This window comes from Pseudactinotalea sp. HY160 (assembly GCF_009372055.1).
Taxonomy (GTDB): domain Bacteria; phylum Actinomycetota; class Actinomycetes; order Actinomycetales; family Beutenbergiaceae; genus HY158.
The window spans coordinates 16047-28787 of sequence record NZ_WHMT01000029.1 but is presented as its reverse complement, the minus strand read 5'-3'; the positions used below and the strand labels follow the sequence as shown (position 1 = coordinate 28787).

Genomic DNA, 12741 nt, shown 5'->3' with positions numbered 1-12741 from the left:
GGCGAAAAGATCCGCCAAGCACGCCGCGAGGGCCTGGCCCAGGCACGCACCGACCGCATCAGCTATCGTCAGAACCTGAAGGAAACCCAACCATGAACGCGCACCGCTCCATGCTGGGTATAAAAAACCGCGAACGCCGCATTAACTCAGACACACCTCAACCCAACGCGCCGACCACGCCCGCGCTGCCCGCGCGCTGCGCCGCATCCACCACACCACCCCCGCCCCGGCCCTCTCCGAGGTCCCCGCGCCACAGGCCGGGTGCGCGCACGTGGGCCCGGGTGGCCCGTCTCTGTGACCCGGCCGAGGGTCGGGTGGGGCGCGCTGGGCGGGGGGCGCGTTCGTGTCGGTCAGGAGCTTTCTGGCTACGGGAGAGGAACGAAGTCATGGGATTGTCAGTGATCGAGGCGATTCTGGCTCGCCGGTTATCCACAGGGGCGCAGATCTCTGTGCTGGAGACCGTGGCGAAGGCAGCATTGATCGAGCCCGGCCCGCGCGGGATCCGCCTCGATACGCCCCCGCGGATCGTCATCGACCTGGATGGAGAGGACTGGTCATGAACGCACCGGTCAGCCTGGGCGGTTTCATCGCCTCGGTTCCCCATACCAGCGGCTACCAGCCCCGCGATGCGATCACCATCACCGGCATGAGACCCGCCGATAGCAGCGGGGGGAATCCCGCTGCCGTGTTGACCGGGACGGCCGCGTTGTATGACCTGCTCGGCCCGGTCGAGGTGGGGACCGCGACCCGGCAGATATATGAGGCCTTCACCGACCGCGGCGCACAGTTCTTCCTCGTCGCGGCCTGGACCACCTCCCCCGACCTGCTCGACCATGCCCGCACCGTCACCACCGGCCTGGAAGACCTCGCCCGAGCCGACCACACCCGCGACGACCGTCCCGGGCCCGCGCCCGTGAGTGTTCAAGTCGCCGGCGGAGCGTGGCGGCCTCTGGACGGGTACGACTGGATGGATCTTCCCGAGCCGGTGGCGGCGATCACCGACCATTTCGCCAGCCCGGCCCCTTCCAGGGAGGCGTTCATGGCCCAGGTCGCCCCCTACCCCGAACCGGCCTACACCCTCCTCGGCGCCGGCGGGATGCGGGCCTTGATCGGGCTGCCTCCCAGCCGGGCCGCCGGGCGTGTCATCGCCGAGCTCGACCACGCCGCCGACCCTGCCGCGCCCGCCCGCAGCCAGGACTGGAGGGCGGTCTGCGCGCACCTGCTCACCCGGGACAAGGGCACCCGGGACGCGTTCCTTGCCGCCGTCGCGGCCGAAACCGAGCCCCGCCGCCGCAACGCCCACACCGAACTGATCATCGAGACCGCCCGCGGCTGCCCCGACCCGGCCACCCGGTCCCGGCTGTATGCGGTCAGCGGCTTCCTCGCCTGCATCAGCGAGGTACCCAGCGCGCACCTGGACGCGCTCCTGGACCAGGCCGGTGGGCAGGACACGCTCGCAGGCCTGACCCGGGCATTCCGCGATCACGGCGCCCCCGGCGACATCCTGCGTCAGTCGGCCGGAGCGGCGTTCACCCCCTCCGCCCTCGCCGAGCACGACCAGCAGTACCTGAAGACCTACCAGGCGCACTTCCCGCCCCAACCGGCGCTGCCCGACCCCCGACCCACTCCCACTCCCGCGCCCGGTGCTGAGCCCGCGCCCCGCGCCCAGCCGCCCGGGATCGCCGGGATCTGACCCCACTAGTCGACGGCCCAGGAGGCTCCGAGCATGGTCATCAACGACGAGCACCGGCAGGCGCGCCTGGCCGGTGAACTGGACCAGGTCGCCCGCACGCTCGCTCATTCCACTCCCGCCGTGGCCGATCCACCGGACTCCTACGGGATGCTCGCCGACCTCGCGTCGACGACCGCCGCTCTCGAGCAGGCGTGCCAGCAGTTGGCCCACTGGCACAGCCGCTCCCTGCGGGCCCATGCCGGGACCGATGACGACACCGACCCCGCCGACCGCACCAGCCAAGCGAGCACCGCACTGGCTCGAGCGGCCGCCGCCCTGGGCCAGTCGAGCGAGGCACTCCACCAGGCTCAGGCCGCGAACTCCCACCTGCGCTGGATCCCGGCGGGTAGCCGAATCACGCAGCTGCCGGCGCTCGATGACCAGCCAGCGCCCAGCGAAGGCCTCTCGCTCTGAGAGTGGTTGCATCAAGGCGCACACCGATGTGTGATCTCGCGGCGTGTTCAAGCGTAGGAACCGGCGGTTGAGGCAGAATGACGGCCTCCCGCGCGCTATCGTTCACGAGATCCTCGGGCCTTGCTCTACTCACGCCATCCGATGAGAGGGGGACGCATGCCGTTGCCGCTCGTTCCTGCGGTGATCGGCCTTGGCGCTGCCGCCGCGGCCGGTGTTGCGGCCGGTGTTCAGGGTGTCCGAAGCCATGTGCAGGCTCGACATAGTCGACGTGAAGTGGTGAAGGACCACGCGGAGGCTGTTGAACAGCTGATCCTCATCCAGGCCCGAACCGACCAGATTGCCTCGGATTACGGGCAGCGCATGTTCAGTGTTCAGAGCGAGACACTCGGGCACCTTGTCCGGTGGCTCGAGGCACACGAGAAGGCCGTCCGGCGCCTGGACGGCGAAGTCGTCGACGGCATTGAGCTGCGGATTCCAGAACTCAGGAAGCTCAAGTTTGACCTTGAACATGCGACTTCTGGGGCGCTTGGTCTTGTGACAGCCGGCGGGGCCGGCCTCGCAGCCCAGGCCGCAGCACTCTGGGGCGTCGGCGCACTGGCTTCCGCCGGTACAGGGACAGCCATCTCCTCGCTCAGTGGAGCAGCGGCACAGAACGCAGTGCTGGCCTGGCTCGGTGGCGGGACCCTCGCCGCCGGCGGCACGGGCATGGCCGGCGGTGTGATCGTGTTGGCGTTCATCGCCGCCGTTCCGACAGTAGCCGTAGCAGGACTGACAATCGCGTGGTCTGGAGCTCGGCAGCGACGCAAGACGGCCGAACACGAAGCACAAGCCAGGGTCCAGATCGCGTCGATGAGCGCCGCGGGTCAACTGGCCACGCGAGTCGGCGAGCGGGTGAATGAGCTTCGCGATGTGCTTGGCTCGATGAGCACTCGTACCGAAGACGCGATCAGCGACCTTGAAGCCGTCAACTTCGATCATGACGACCCCGCACACGCCCGCCTTCTACTTCGAACCGTGCAACTGTGCCGTGCGTTGCGTGAGATCCTCAACGTGCCCGTGATCGACACCGATGGGCAGCTGACCGATGAGTCCGTCGAGATCGTTGCGAGGTACCGATGAGTATGAAATTCCCGAGCACACCGCAGATCCCCGCCTCGGCCGCCTTCGATGCATTCAATGCGATCTGTGCAGGTGTGTCGAAGTGGCTCGAAGAAGAGCACAAGACGAAGGTGACGATCGCCAACGTCGAAGCCAGCCGCGACACAGCGATCGCCGGGATCGAGGCACAACGGGACTTCCTGCTACGCGCCCTGGATGTCAGCTTCGATGAGCGGCGCACCGCGTTCAGGGCACTTTTCGACGCCCTGGACGCGGCCTTGCGCAACGCAGATCAGCCGGCCGTGGCCGAGGTGCTCGCAGCTGTGACCACCCTGGCTACCACGAACCCATTCACAGAACTGCGCGATCACAAGATCGTAATCGAACAGTTCCGCAGCAACGACCCCTGGGACGTATGACGCGCAAGTCGCGCGGTGACTACCTCCACCAACGGCTGAAGTAGCCATGCCACCGAGCTGATCCCGCACGACCTGACCGCCTCGTTGGCTCAGGAGCGCACTCGTGACAGAGACGAAGCATTCCTCACGCGGAAGGTCCCTCCTGTGGTTACGATCGCCCAGTCCCTTCCAGCCGTCCTTGCCATCACGCCATACCTGATCGGCTATCAGCCAGCCGGTGCCGTCACCACCACCGGCATCCGGCGCGACCATCAGCACGAGTTCCTACTCACCGGGACCGTCACGTTCCATCCCGCCCACCACCAGGGGCCAGGCCGGGCGGAAGATGCCGCGGCCCGGGCGTATGAGGCGCTGCGCGGGCGTGGCGCTGAACGCTACCTGGTCACCGCCTGGGGCACCGTGGCAGACCTGTGCGCTACCGCGGCCGCCATCCATGCCGCCCTTGCCCGCGCTGCCGGCCGCGAGAGCACGCTGGCTGTTCAGGTGGCCGGGCAGTACTACCGCTACCTCGACCAGTCGGTCATGCCCGAGGATGGCCGGTGGCTGGCCCTCGGCGTCGCGCCGGCACGCCTGCGGGACTGTTTCGCCTCGCCAGCGCGCGACCGGGCTACCGCGCTGGCCCGGCTGCGCCCGGCGCCCGTACCGGCGTATGTGATGCCCGGGCCCCGGATGCGGGCCGTGCTCGATGCCCTCACCCCGGCCGAGGCGGCCGCCGGCGCCCTCGACGGGATCGACGAGTACGCCTCCACCGGTGTCCTCGGGACCGCTGGTACACCGCCTGGGGAGGTCGCTCACCTCCTCACGAGGGACAGCGGCCCCCGTGATCTTGCCCTGGCCCGGCTGTGCCGGCCCAGCCCCGTGGTTGCCGATACGGTCCGGGTGCACATGCTCACCGAACTCGCCCGCGGCTGCCCCGACCCCGCGGCCCGGGCGGGCCTGTACGCGGTCGCGGCCGCCGCGGCGTGGCTGACCAGCTCCCCGACCATCCACACCGACGCCCTCCTCGCCGGCGCCGACCGGCCGAATGCTCTCGCGCATCTGGTCGGCCTGGCCCTGGAGACCGGACAAGACGCGCCCGCCACCCGCCGACACATCGCCCGCCTCGACCTGGCGCGCCTCGAGGCCGCGGCAGACCGCGCCTGGTACACCCGGCCGCCGGGGCCACGCAAACGTGATACGCCGCGCCCGGGTGTCGATCCCGACAACGGGGTCACCCCGTAGCCTCGGGACTCCCAACTGCCGAACGAGGACCTCCCGCCGGAGACGGCAGCTATCGTCGGGTCATGGACGAGGTGATCACGCCCGCCGACTTGGCGCGCGAACTCGGCGTGCTGGCCAAACGCATCCGTGTTGTGCTCCGTGAGGCCTACGGGAAACTCCCTCCGGGGGTGACGCGCTGGAAGCTCACGCCCGAGCAAGTCAGCCACGTCCGCTCCCGCTTCACCTAGAACAGCCGCCGCGCCACGTGCGCGAGCCCGCCACGCGGCACGCGGGCCGTGGCCTCACGCCGGTGGTGATTCGTCCCCGGCCGGTGGTGGTGCCGTGGTGAGGGCGGCTGTGATCTGTGCTTGTTCGCGGGCGCGAGCATCGGCGCCGGCGACCTCAGCCAACACGTCCGCTGCGGCTGCGTCTGCGGGCCAGGGCTCGGTGCGCGGGGCCAGGTGTTCGCGGGCGGTGCAGCCGGCGTCGGAGACGGCGGCGCGTAGGCGGGTCTGGGCCCATTCGAGTTCGCGGAGCCAGGTCAACGGGCCGGTCGCGGGGCTGGCGTCGTCGTACCAGAGCTGGTGGGCACTCCACAGGGCGGTGAGTTCTTCGACGAGACGGGTATGCCGGGGCCAGCAGGGCGGGATCGTCGTGGCCGCAATATTGAACCGGACCACGAGCCAGCTCGTCCACTCGGCCAGGTCGTGCCAGGTCCGCCACGCCTCATCCCCCGAGAGCCCCCGCCAGTCGACCGGCACCGCCGGCAGAACCCCACCATAGGGGCCCGGTTCGCTCATCGTCTCGGCCCGTCGTCGATGTGGACGTCGATCACGATGACGGTGCCGCCGGGCAGGCGGATGCGGATCTCGCCCTGGCCCACGTGGTGCACGCTCGCCGCGGCCAGGGCCACGTCCCGGCCGCGCCGGGAAATCTCCCGCTGCAGGACCCCCGCGATCCAGCCCGTGGCCACCGTGACCTCACGAAACACCTCACTCACGACTCCCCCAGCTCTCCTCCTGGGCCGATGACGGGGCCGGCGACGACGGCGATGACGCCGTCTCGACGTCTCGACGTGCATTGCGCTGGTGCAGGAGGGTCAGGGCGGCGCGATGGGCCTGTACCCGGCCGGCCCGTCGCCAGCCGGGCCGTTCGAGAAGCTCGTGCAGCAGGTCGTGACAGCCCCGGCACAGCGGCCACAGGTCAGTGAACGACTCGGCCCCGAGACGGGCATAGGTCGCATGATGCAGATCCCCCGTCTTGAGCCGCCACGGCTGCCCGCAGCCGCGGCAGCTGATCGGGCCGCCCCGGCGGGCCCAGGCGGCCCAGCGGCGACGAAAGCCCCACCAGGCCGGTGAGGCCATGTATGCGTCGTAGAACGCCCGCCGGGTGGCGCCCCGCCGCGAGCGGGCCGCCACCCGCCGGCGGCCTCGCTGCCGAGTCATGCCCGCTTCCGCCGCGTGGCCGCTCACATCGCCATGCCCGGCGCCGCGGCCGCCGCACCGGCCGGCGGAGTGGCGGGCCCGTTGGCGACCTGCGGCACGGGCCCCGTGTTCGCGTTGGCCGAGGGCGCGGTGGTGGGGCGGTCGGGGGTGATGTTGGTGATGTTGAGGTCGAAGCCGACGCGGGAGGCCCGGAATTCCTTCAGGACGCGGGGCCCGTTGGTCTCGTCGGTGACCTCGAAGGAGTGCAGACGCCCGGCGACGATGAGGTTATCGCCCTTACGGATCCGCGCTGCGGTGCGTTCGGCGCTCTTGCCGTACATCGCCACGGTGACGTAGGTGGGCGTGCCATCGACCCACTCCCCCTCGATGTTCTGGACCCGCTGGGCCACCCCGAGACGGAACGTGACCCTCGTGCTCCCACTCGCGGTTCGCGTCACCTTCGGATCGGTGCCCACATGCCCGTGCAGGGCCTCACTCGTCCTGATGTCCTCGCTCATGATCCCGTCTCCCTTTCCAGTCGATCCTCGATATGTGTTCGGCTCAGTCCACGGTCACGACCGAGGCGCGTGTATCCGTCCCGCCCGGGCAGGCAGCGCCCTGGTCCGCTGCCGTGACCACGCGCGCTGCCTCCGGGCTCACCTGGCCGCGCCTGGGTTGAGCGGACCGCGGGTGGGCATGACGCCCGGGCCGGCCCGGCCGAGGTCGGGCGCCGGCGAGGGCCATGAACGCTGCGGCCGCTGCCCCCAGGGCCGTGGCCACGCGGGCGAACGCGCGGGACAGACCTACGCGCAAGACTGCTAGAAGCGAGGCCACGGCGGGTGGCTCGTATGCCACGAGCTCCCGCCCGGCCCGCTCGTTGAGTTCGAGGTGGCCCGGCGGTGGGGCGAACAGCGGTACACCGCAGAGGTCCGTGGCCGTGAGGTCGGCACTGGCGGGCAGGACCTGCCCCCAGGGCGTGATCGTGAACGCGTCCGTGCCGGCGGGGGTGTGTACGCGCGCGTGAACGAATCCGCCGGCGTTCATGGCCACCGCCGTGATGTCCTCGAGCAGGCGGAGCAGCGGCCCGGGTTCCCTGGCAGTCAGGCCCGCGCCGGTCAGGGCATCACCGGCCCGCAGGATCCGCGCCTGTGAGGCATCGGCGGCGTCGATCAGCAGCGACCAGTCCCACACCAACCCGTCCTCGTCGGTCCCGGGTGCGCTGCGTTCGGCGCCGGCCCGGTCGATACGCGGCTTGGGGCGCATCAGATGCCCAATCCCGCCGCGCGTGCAGACGCCGGAACACCCGGCCCGTGCTGGGCGGCCGGCGCCGTGGCCCTCGCCTGTGATTCGGTGTGCTGGTTGTGGGCGAGGGTCCGGATCAGGTCGGGTCGGAAGCCCGACCACGTCGCGGTCTCGGTCACGACCACCGGCACCGAGACGAGCCCGGCGGCCTTGAACGCCTCGATTTCCTCGGCGCCGGTCTGCTCGTCGAGTGGGACCTGACGTACCGGCAGACCGTGGCGGGCCATCGCCCGCACCGTCGCGGCACACGGCGCACACCCCGCCCGCGTGTACACGACCGCCGCCACACCCGGCACCACCGCCGGCGGCGCCCCGCCGGGCCGACTGTCTGCTCTGGTGGCCATGACCCGTACCCTTCTTCCTCTGCTCGTACTCCGGCGCTCAGTGGGAACGAGTGCCGCGACCGGCCACGCCGCGAAGCAGCCGCGTGGCCCTCGCGTTCAGCACCGCCGCCTGCGACGGCCTCGGCGGCCGGCTCCTCGCCGAGGTGGGTCAGGTCGGTGGGTGGCGGCGCTGGTGTGCGGCTTCGATGAGCTGGGCGGTCCGGCCCGCGGCGGCCTGGAGTTCTTTGGCGTCGCGGCGGGCGGTCCAGGGGCGCAGGTCGATGATCGCCGGCGGGGCGGAGCGCAGCATCAGCAGCGCCATCCCGAACGGGAGGCGGCGGACCTGCTCCGGGGACAGGATCGCCACCCGCCGCACCGACTCCGAGGTCGAGACCGGTCGCGGCGCCCAGGACGAATCCCGCGTCGCCGAGGTCGTCAGCTCATCACGTTCACCCACGAGCGCCGAGATATCCCGCAGCGTCTCAGCATTCGCCGACCCACCCAGAACGAGCTTGACCGTGGCCGCGTCCCAGATCGCCTGCGCCTCATCCGCCCCCCACGCGTGCCGGGCCTGGGCCAGGGACTGCAACACCGCCATCGTCGAGATCCCCGACCCGCCCCCCTCGCTCATCAACTGCCCGAGCGAGGGCAGCGCGTAGTTCGCTGCCTCATCCAGCACCAACGTCAGCGGCGGGTCGACCCGCGAGCCCGGCGTCGCTGCGGCGATCTGCTTCGCAGTCTGTACGACGTCCTCGATCAGGGCCGTGATCAACGGCGCCGACGTTACCGCCCCCTGCGCCGTCCCGATCATGAACAGCGCCCCCCGTGCCCGGATCAGTTCCGCCGGGTCCAGGCCCTCGCCCGGGGCTGGGCTCACGGCCTCCAGGACGCGTGGGTCGCCCAGGCCCGACAGCGATTGGCGTACGCCCAGCCACGCCGAGTCGCGTGTGCGCGGGTCTTGGTCCAGCATCGCCGCGAGTTCCTCGCTCCAGCCTGGTACCGCGCCCGGCTGAGAGGTGAGGATGTCGACTGCTGGGCGGGCACGGCCCGGGGATTGCGACCACCGGTACACCTCCCGGGCACCGAGCCCTTCGAGGGCGGCCGCGTGCAGCAGGCAGCGCAGTCCGGAGGCGGCCATCGTCTGCCAGATCTGGTTCTCCCCCGCCGCCGGAAACCCCGCCGCCGCCAACCCACGCGCCCGCACCGCTGCCGTACGCGCGTCCTCACACCCTCGCACCGGCGACCATCTCGCCCCACCCGCAACGCCCGGGGCCAGTTGTTCCGGGTCGAACACAGCCACCGGCCGTCCCTCTGCCGCGCGGGCCTCGAGCGCGACCACGAGGTTGTCCGGGCGGGTCGAGGTCGTCACCACCGCGCCCACCGCATCCAGAACACGGTTGATCACCACGTGGTAGCCCTTACCTGAACGCGGCGGCCCCAACACGAGCATCGAGTCCTCCACCGTGGAGAACACGGGCCGGCCTCGATGCTTCCCCTCCTCGTAGGCCACTTCCGCGAGGACCGGTGCTCTCAACGTTGGTCGCAGCACTCGCGCTCTGGACGTCACCGCCCGACCGCCACCCACGCGCTGCACCTCGGCAGCACGGGCCATTCCAACCAGTTCCCTGAACTGGCGCCGCTCCCGCACGCCTGCACGACGTTGACGCACAATGGCCGCCACGGCTACGCCCGCACCGATCAGAGCGGCCCCGATGCACGCCGCGAGCCACCACCATGAGCGGACGACGTCGATCGCATCGGCCAGGCCACTGACCGGCGTACTGATGAACGCGCCAATCAGCCAGATCACCGCATAGCCGACGAGCCCCACCGTCACCAGGCCAGCGATCACGAACGGAGCATCGGCCCACGCACCCCGCGGCCCTCCTGGCGCCCGTTCCGGATGCTTCATACCCATCACGACAGCAGCCGAGGACCAACGGCGCCCCGCCGCTGCTCGAGCAGTACCATCGAGCGGGCGTCACCTCATCGTCCCCTCGCTCTCGGCAGGAAGCAGCCGTGGCAATCCCTGAAACCAACCTCGCACGCATCAACCGCTGAAGCCAGGCCCGAGTCCCGGAACGCGCCCGTTGCGGGCCTGGGCGACGGCGTCGGTAGCCGAGGAGCGCAGTGCCGCACCAAGGTAGTCCAGCTTGTAGTTGCGCACCTGCACCGCTGCGTAGTCGAACACCCGCAGGTCACCCACGTCGTCGCGCCACTCGGCGCGTGGATGCACCAGGTCCGGCACCTGGGCCACCAGGTACTCCACGGCTTCCCGTTCGGCCCGATCGCCCTTGTGCTTCGCTGCATTGGCCATGTGGGGATCTAGCCCGAGGCGGCCGCGGTCTGCTGAAAGTAGCTTGTCGGGCCTTGAACGCACATTTGACCGGTCCTGGGGCCTGAGAATCGATACCGTCCGTTGTACGTTCGAGCAGAGTCGCTGGTGCAGGTCGGGAAGGGGCAGGTCAGTGGTGGGTTCGAGATTCGCCAGGCGCACGGTGATCGCGTCGGCCCTGGTAGCGTTGCTTGCCGGTTGCACGCCGGGCGCCGACCTGGCGAAGGAGTTCGGGCCGCCTGGTCAAGTCAAAGGTGTTGGGAGCGTCGAGTACGGTCCCACATCGGTCACGGCGTCTGCCCTGGACGCCCAGATCATGCTCAGGGCACCCCAGCTGGAGCTCGACCCGGCCGAGGCACTGCTGCAGCTCCTGGCAGATGATGTGATCGCGGGAGCACCGGTCGAGATCACCGCAACAGGTGGCGGGCCCTACACGATCGAGCGACACTACCCCGACCCATTGCCAGAGGATGTTTCGGCCACCTGGGCCTACTTCGATGAGGAACTGGGTGGCTGGCTTCCGGCCCAATCATCCCTCTCGCCAGATCGACAGACCCTGACAGCCACCGTGGATCACCTCTCGCTGTGGAGCGACATCGTCGCCGGGGCCAAGTCATCGATCGATACCGTCAAGAAGGCCGCTTCCCAGGCCGGGGGTGCCGTCGTCGCGTTCGGTGGCAACGTGGTCGAGGCCGGCGAGAAGCTCGCTGACTGGAGCGAGGAAAAGCTGACGGACGCGGCCACGTGGCTCTCCCACGGCGTCGGGGCCGTGTTCAGCGTGCGCGTCGACCCGCCCACGTGTAGCGGTGACACCCCGGACTGGGTCGAGGACGTCGTCATGATGGAAGAGCATTCGTCCAACCCGGTGCTCTGGTGCGCTGGCAGCAACGAACGCGACGCGGACATCCTCATCGTCAAGGCGCGGGTCAATCGGGGCTACGGGTACGGCTACGCGACCGGCGTCGAGCCCGAGTGGGAGGAGAACACCACGAACGAACACGGCTTCCTCGACACTGTTCTCGGGGTCTCCGGTGACCTGGGCGGCACGATCGCCAGTTCTATGGAGGAGCTGACGTTCAACGGCCACTTCGTTGGCGCCGGCGAACAGGTCACCTTCGCGTTCACCGAAGCATCCGTCAGGGAGGACCTGGAGGTGGGTGACCCGCTCGTCCAGCTCGAGCTCCCAAACGCGGTCGGCTTCCTGTTCGGAGTCATGGCAAGGGTCGTGGTCCCGATGGCCGAATCGACTCTGGAGGGGCCGATCGCTGCCGTGATGATCATCGCCGCTTGCGCTGACGCGATCCGTACTGCGGACGGCGTCGCAGGTGGCATCAAGGCAGCAGTGACCTGCATCAGAGGCCAGGCAGAGCAGGTCGCCCAGGCGCTTGCCTCCGCCCTCGGGCCGCGAGCAGCCGACCCAGCACGACTTGGCCGCTCCATCGGCAAGTGGGTCGGCAAGGCATCCATATATCTCGTGCTCGTCGGGCCAACCAAGACCACGATCGATTACGGGCTCGCGCACACGATCCCCGACTCCGCACGCAGGATCTCCGTCTACACCACGACGGTCGTTTCCCCGCGGACGGCCGTCATCACCATCAACCCGTTCACTGCGGAAGGACAACTCGACCCAGCATGGACTCTCATCGACGAGACTTACGCAAGCAACGTTGATTGCGGACCCTACCCATCGGAGGCAGGTACGAGCAGCAATACCTTCGCGTGCTCCCCAACAGCAGCATCGGCATTCGCCTGCTGGGCACCACCCACACATCCGGGCGACGTCGCGTGCGTCACGGACCCGACCACCCATGACCTGCGGCTGCTCAGCGCCTCCGGCCTCGGGCCGACCGAACCGGCGCAGGACCCATTGCCCTTCTTCCTTGAGCTCGCTGACGGTAGCCACTGGCAGCGGCGTCACGGGGGCAGCGGCGTCAGTTATCCCGATCCGTACTACCTGTACTACGACCCCGTACCAACGCTGAACGATAACGGGGTGAAAGAACCGTCCCGTCGGGTAGTCGTCGCCCAGTACGGTCAGGAGGTGATCGATACGAACGCGGCACAGTGGTCTGTGTTCGTCGCGGAGCCGTCGGACCAGATGGCACCGGACGGCTCGGTGAGCTGGCTGGTACCCCCAGCCGCTGTGAACGTCACCCGCGCCTGGTTCATCGAGTCAACGATGCCGGCGCCCTGACACACTGCTGTGAGACTGGCGATAGTTTCCGGGCGCACGACACAGTGCATCGGCGTCCGCCACCTACCTGATTCCGCCGAGATCCTGCAAAAGCACCACGCTCCGTCACGCGACGGCAGGAGGCTCTACGTCGTCTCGTCATCGGTGCTGCCGGTGCCAGACGATCGCTTCGCCCACCAAACGATACATTGCAGGAGCATCCAGGAGCAACAAGCGAGGATAATCCCGGCCACCGTCCCCGACGTCGAGAACATGAGGTCGAACACGGACCTGTACTCTTACTCTCCGAACGCCGTA

At 69.4% G+C, this 12741-nt stretch carries 16 protein-coding genes; 8 read left to right on the top strand and 8 right to left on the bottom strand.

Features of this window, described 5'->3' with window-relative positions:
- The first annotated feature begins 398 nt into the window (after window positions 1-398).
- From GCG21_RS16430 to GCG21_RS16425, 7 genes are all read left to right on the top strand, one after another.
- A complete protein-coding gene (locus tag GCG21_RS16430; protein ID WP_194165141.1) occupies window positions 399-560 on the top strand; it encodes a hypothetical protein in 162 nt (53 codons plus the stop codon).
- Window positions 557-1693: a hypothetical protein gene (locus GCG21_RS15660; RefSeq protein ID WP_152910610.1), complete on the top strand. Its 1137-nt coding sequence runs from the start codon at window positions 557-559 to the stop codon at window positions 1691-1693. The genes GCG21_RS16430 and GCG21_RS15660 overlap by 4 nt, the downstream gene beginning before the upstream one ends.
- Before the next feature lie 33 nt (window positions 1694-1726).
- Window positions 1727-2146, top strand: a complete 420-nt coding sequence (locus tag GCG21_RS15655; protein ID WP_152910609.1) for a hypothetical protein — start codon at window positions 1727-1729, stop codon at window positions 2144-2146.
- Window positions 2147-2302: 156 nt separating this feature from the next.
- Window positions 2303-3265 carry a hypothetical protein gene (locus tag GCG21_RS15650; protein ID WP_152910608.1) on the top strand — a complete coding sequence of 321 codons (963 nt, stop codon included), beginning with the start codon at window positions 2303-2305 and terminating at the stop codon, window positions 3263-3265.
- The gene (locus GCG21_RS15645) at window positions 3262-3663 is read left to right on the top strand and encodes a hypothetical protein (protein ID WP_152910607.1); all 402 of its coding nucleotides are present in this window, start codon (window positions 3262-3264) and stop codon (window positions 3661-3663) included. Before GCG21_RS15650 ends, GCG21_RS15645 begins: the two co-directional genes overlap by 4 nt.
- A 144-nt stretch (window positions 3664-3807) precedes the next feature.
- Window positions 3808-4884 carry a hypothetical protein gene (locus GCG21_RS15640; protein ID WP_152910606.1) on the top strand — a complete coding sequence of 359 codons (1077 nt, stop codon included), beginning with the start codon at window positions 3808-3810 and terminating at the stop codon, window positions 4882-4884.
- Window positions 4885-4946: 62 nt separating this feature from the next.
- Window positions 4947-5111 carry a hypothetical protein gene (locus GCG21_RS16425; RefSeq protein WP_194165140.1) on the top strand — a complete coding sequence of 55 codons (165 nt, stop codon included), beginning with the start codon at window positions 4947-4949 and terminating at the stop codon, window positions 5109-5111.
- A gap of 54 nt (window positions 5112-5165) precedes the next feature.
- On the opposite strand, the gene GCG21_RS15635 is transcribed toward GCG21_RS16425, so the two are convergent.
- The 8 genes from GCG21_RS15635 to GCG21_RS15600 form a co-directional block, all read right to left on the bottom strand.
- Window positions 5166-5663 carry a hypothetical protein gene (locus GCG21_RS15635; protein ID WP_152910605.1) on the bottom strand — a complete coding sequence of 166 codons (498 nt, stop codon included), beginning with the start codon at window positions 5661-5663 and terminating at the stop codon, window positions 5166-5168.
- A complete protein-coding gene (locus GCG21_RS15630) occupies window positions 5660-5863 on the bottom strand; it encodes a hypothetical protein (RefSeq protein ID WP_152910604.1) in 204 nt (67 codons plus the stop codon). Before GCG21_RS15630 ends, GCG21_RS15635 begins: the two co-directional genes overlap by 4 nt.
- Window positions 5856-6308: a hypothetical protein gene (locus GCG21_RS15625; protein WP_152910603.1), complete on the bottom strand. Its 453-nt coding sequence runs from the start codon at window positions 6306-6308 to the stop codon at window positions 5856-5858. Before GCG21_RS15625 ends, GCG21_RS15630 begins: the two co-directional genes overlap by 8 nt.
- 23 nt (window positions 6309-6331) lie before the next feature.
- Window positions 6332-6805: a single-stranded DNA-binding protein gene (locus GCG21_RS15620; protein WP_152910602.1), complete on the bottom strand. Its 474-nt coding sequence runs from the start codon at window positions 6803-6805 to the stop codon at window positions 6332-6334.
- A 43-nt stretch (window positions 6806-6848) separates the two neighbouring features.
- Window positions 6849-7550, bottom strand: coding sequence for a hypothetical protein (locus GCG21_RS15615; protein WP_152910601.1), 702 nt, complete (start codon window positions 7548-7550; stop codon window positions 6849-6851).
- Window positions 7550-7933, bottom strand: a complete 384-nt coding sequence (locus GCG21_RS15610) for a glutaredoxin domain-containing protein (protein WP_152910600.1) — start codon at window positions 7931-7933, stop codon at window positions 7550-7552. The genes GCG21_RS15615 and GCG21_RS15610 overlap by 1 nt, the downstream gene beginning before the upstream one ends.
- 148 nt (window positions 7934-8081) lie before the next feature.
- Window positions 8082-9764 (bottom strand): TraM recognition domain-containing protein, encoded by a 1683-nt coding sequence (locus tag GCG21_RS15605; protein ID WP_194165139.1) that lies wholly within the window; start codon window positions 9762-9764, stop codon window positions 8082-8084.
- 198 nt (window positions 9765-9962) lie between these two features.
- A complete protein-coding gene (locus tag GCG21_RS15600) occupies window positions 9963-10229 on the bottom strand; it encodes a hypothetical protein (RefSeq protein ID WP_152910598.1) in 267 nt (88 codons plus the stop codon).
- Between the two features lie 181 nt (window positions 10230-10410).
- Between GCG21_RS15600 and GCG21_RS15595 the strand changes: the two genes are divergently transcribed.
- A complete protein-coding gene (locus GCG21_RS15595; RefSeq protein ID WP_152910597.1) occupies window positions 10411-12444 on the top strand; it encodes a hypothetical protein in 2034 nt (677 codons plus the stop codon).
- Window positions 12445-12741: the final 297 nt, after the last annotated feature.

Excerpts from the sequence above, each read along its gene's own strand:
- GCG21_RS15650 (WP_152910608.1), top strand. The coding sequence starts at position 2,303 with ATGCCGTTGCCGCTCGTTCCTGCGGTGATCGGCCTTGGCGCTGCCGCC.
- GCG21_RS15660 (WP_152910610.1), top strand. The coding sequence starts at position 557 with ATGAACGCACCGGTCAGCCTGGGCGGTTTCATCGCCTCGGTTCCCCAT.
- GCG21_RS15625 (WP_152910603.1), bottom strand. The coding sequence starts at position 6,308 with ATGACTCGGCAGCGAGGCCGCCGGCGGGTGGCGGCCCGCTCGCGGCGG.
- GCG21_RS16425 (WP_194165140.1), top strand. The coding sequence starts at position 4,947 with ATGGACGAGGTGATCACGCCCGCCGACTTGGCGCGCGAACTCGGCGTG.
- GCG21_RS15645 (WP_152910607.1), top strand. The coding sequence starts at position 3,262 with ATGAGTATGAAATTCCCGAGCACACCGCAGATCCCCGCCTCGGCCGCC.
- GCG21_RS15635 (WP_152910605.1), bottom strand. The coding sequence starts at position 5,663 with ATGAGCGAACCGGGCCCCTATGGTGGGGTTCTGCCGGCGGTGCCGGTC.
- GCG21_RS15620 (WP_152910602.1), bottom strand. The coding sequence starts at position 6,805 with ATGAGCGAGGACATCAGGACGAGTGAGGCCCTGCACGGGCATGTGGGC.
- GCG21_RS15610 (WP_152910600.1), bottom strand. The coding sequence starts at position 7,933 with ATGGCCACCAGAGCAGACAGTCGGCCCGGCGGGGCGCCGCCGGCGGTG.
- GCG21_RS15655 (WP_152910609.1), top strand. The coding sequence starts at position 1,727 with ATGGTCATCAACGACGAGCACCGGCAGGCGCGCCTGGCCGGTGAACTG.
- GCG21_RS15615 (WP_152910601.1), bottom strand. The coding sequence starts at position 7,550 with ATGCGCCCCAAGCCGCGTATCGACCGGGCCGGCGCCGAACGCAGCGCA.
- GCG21_RS15600 (WP_152910598.1), bottom strand. The coding sequence starts at position 10,229 with ATGGCCAATGCAGCGAAGCACAAGGGCGATCGGGCCGAACGGGAAGCC.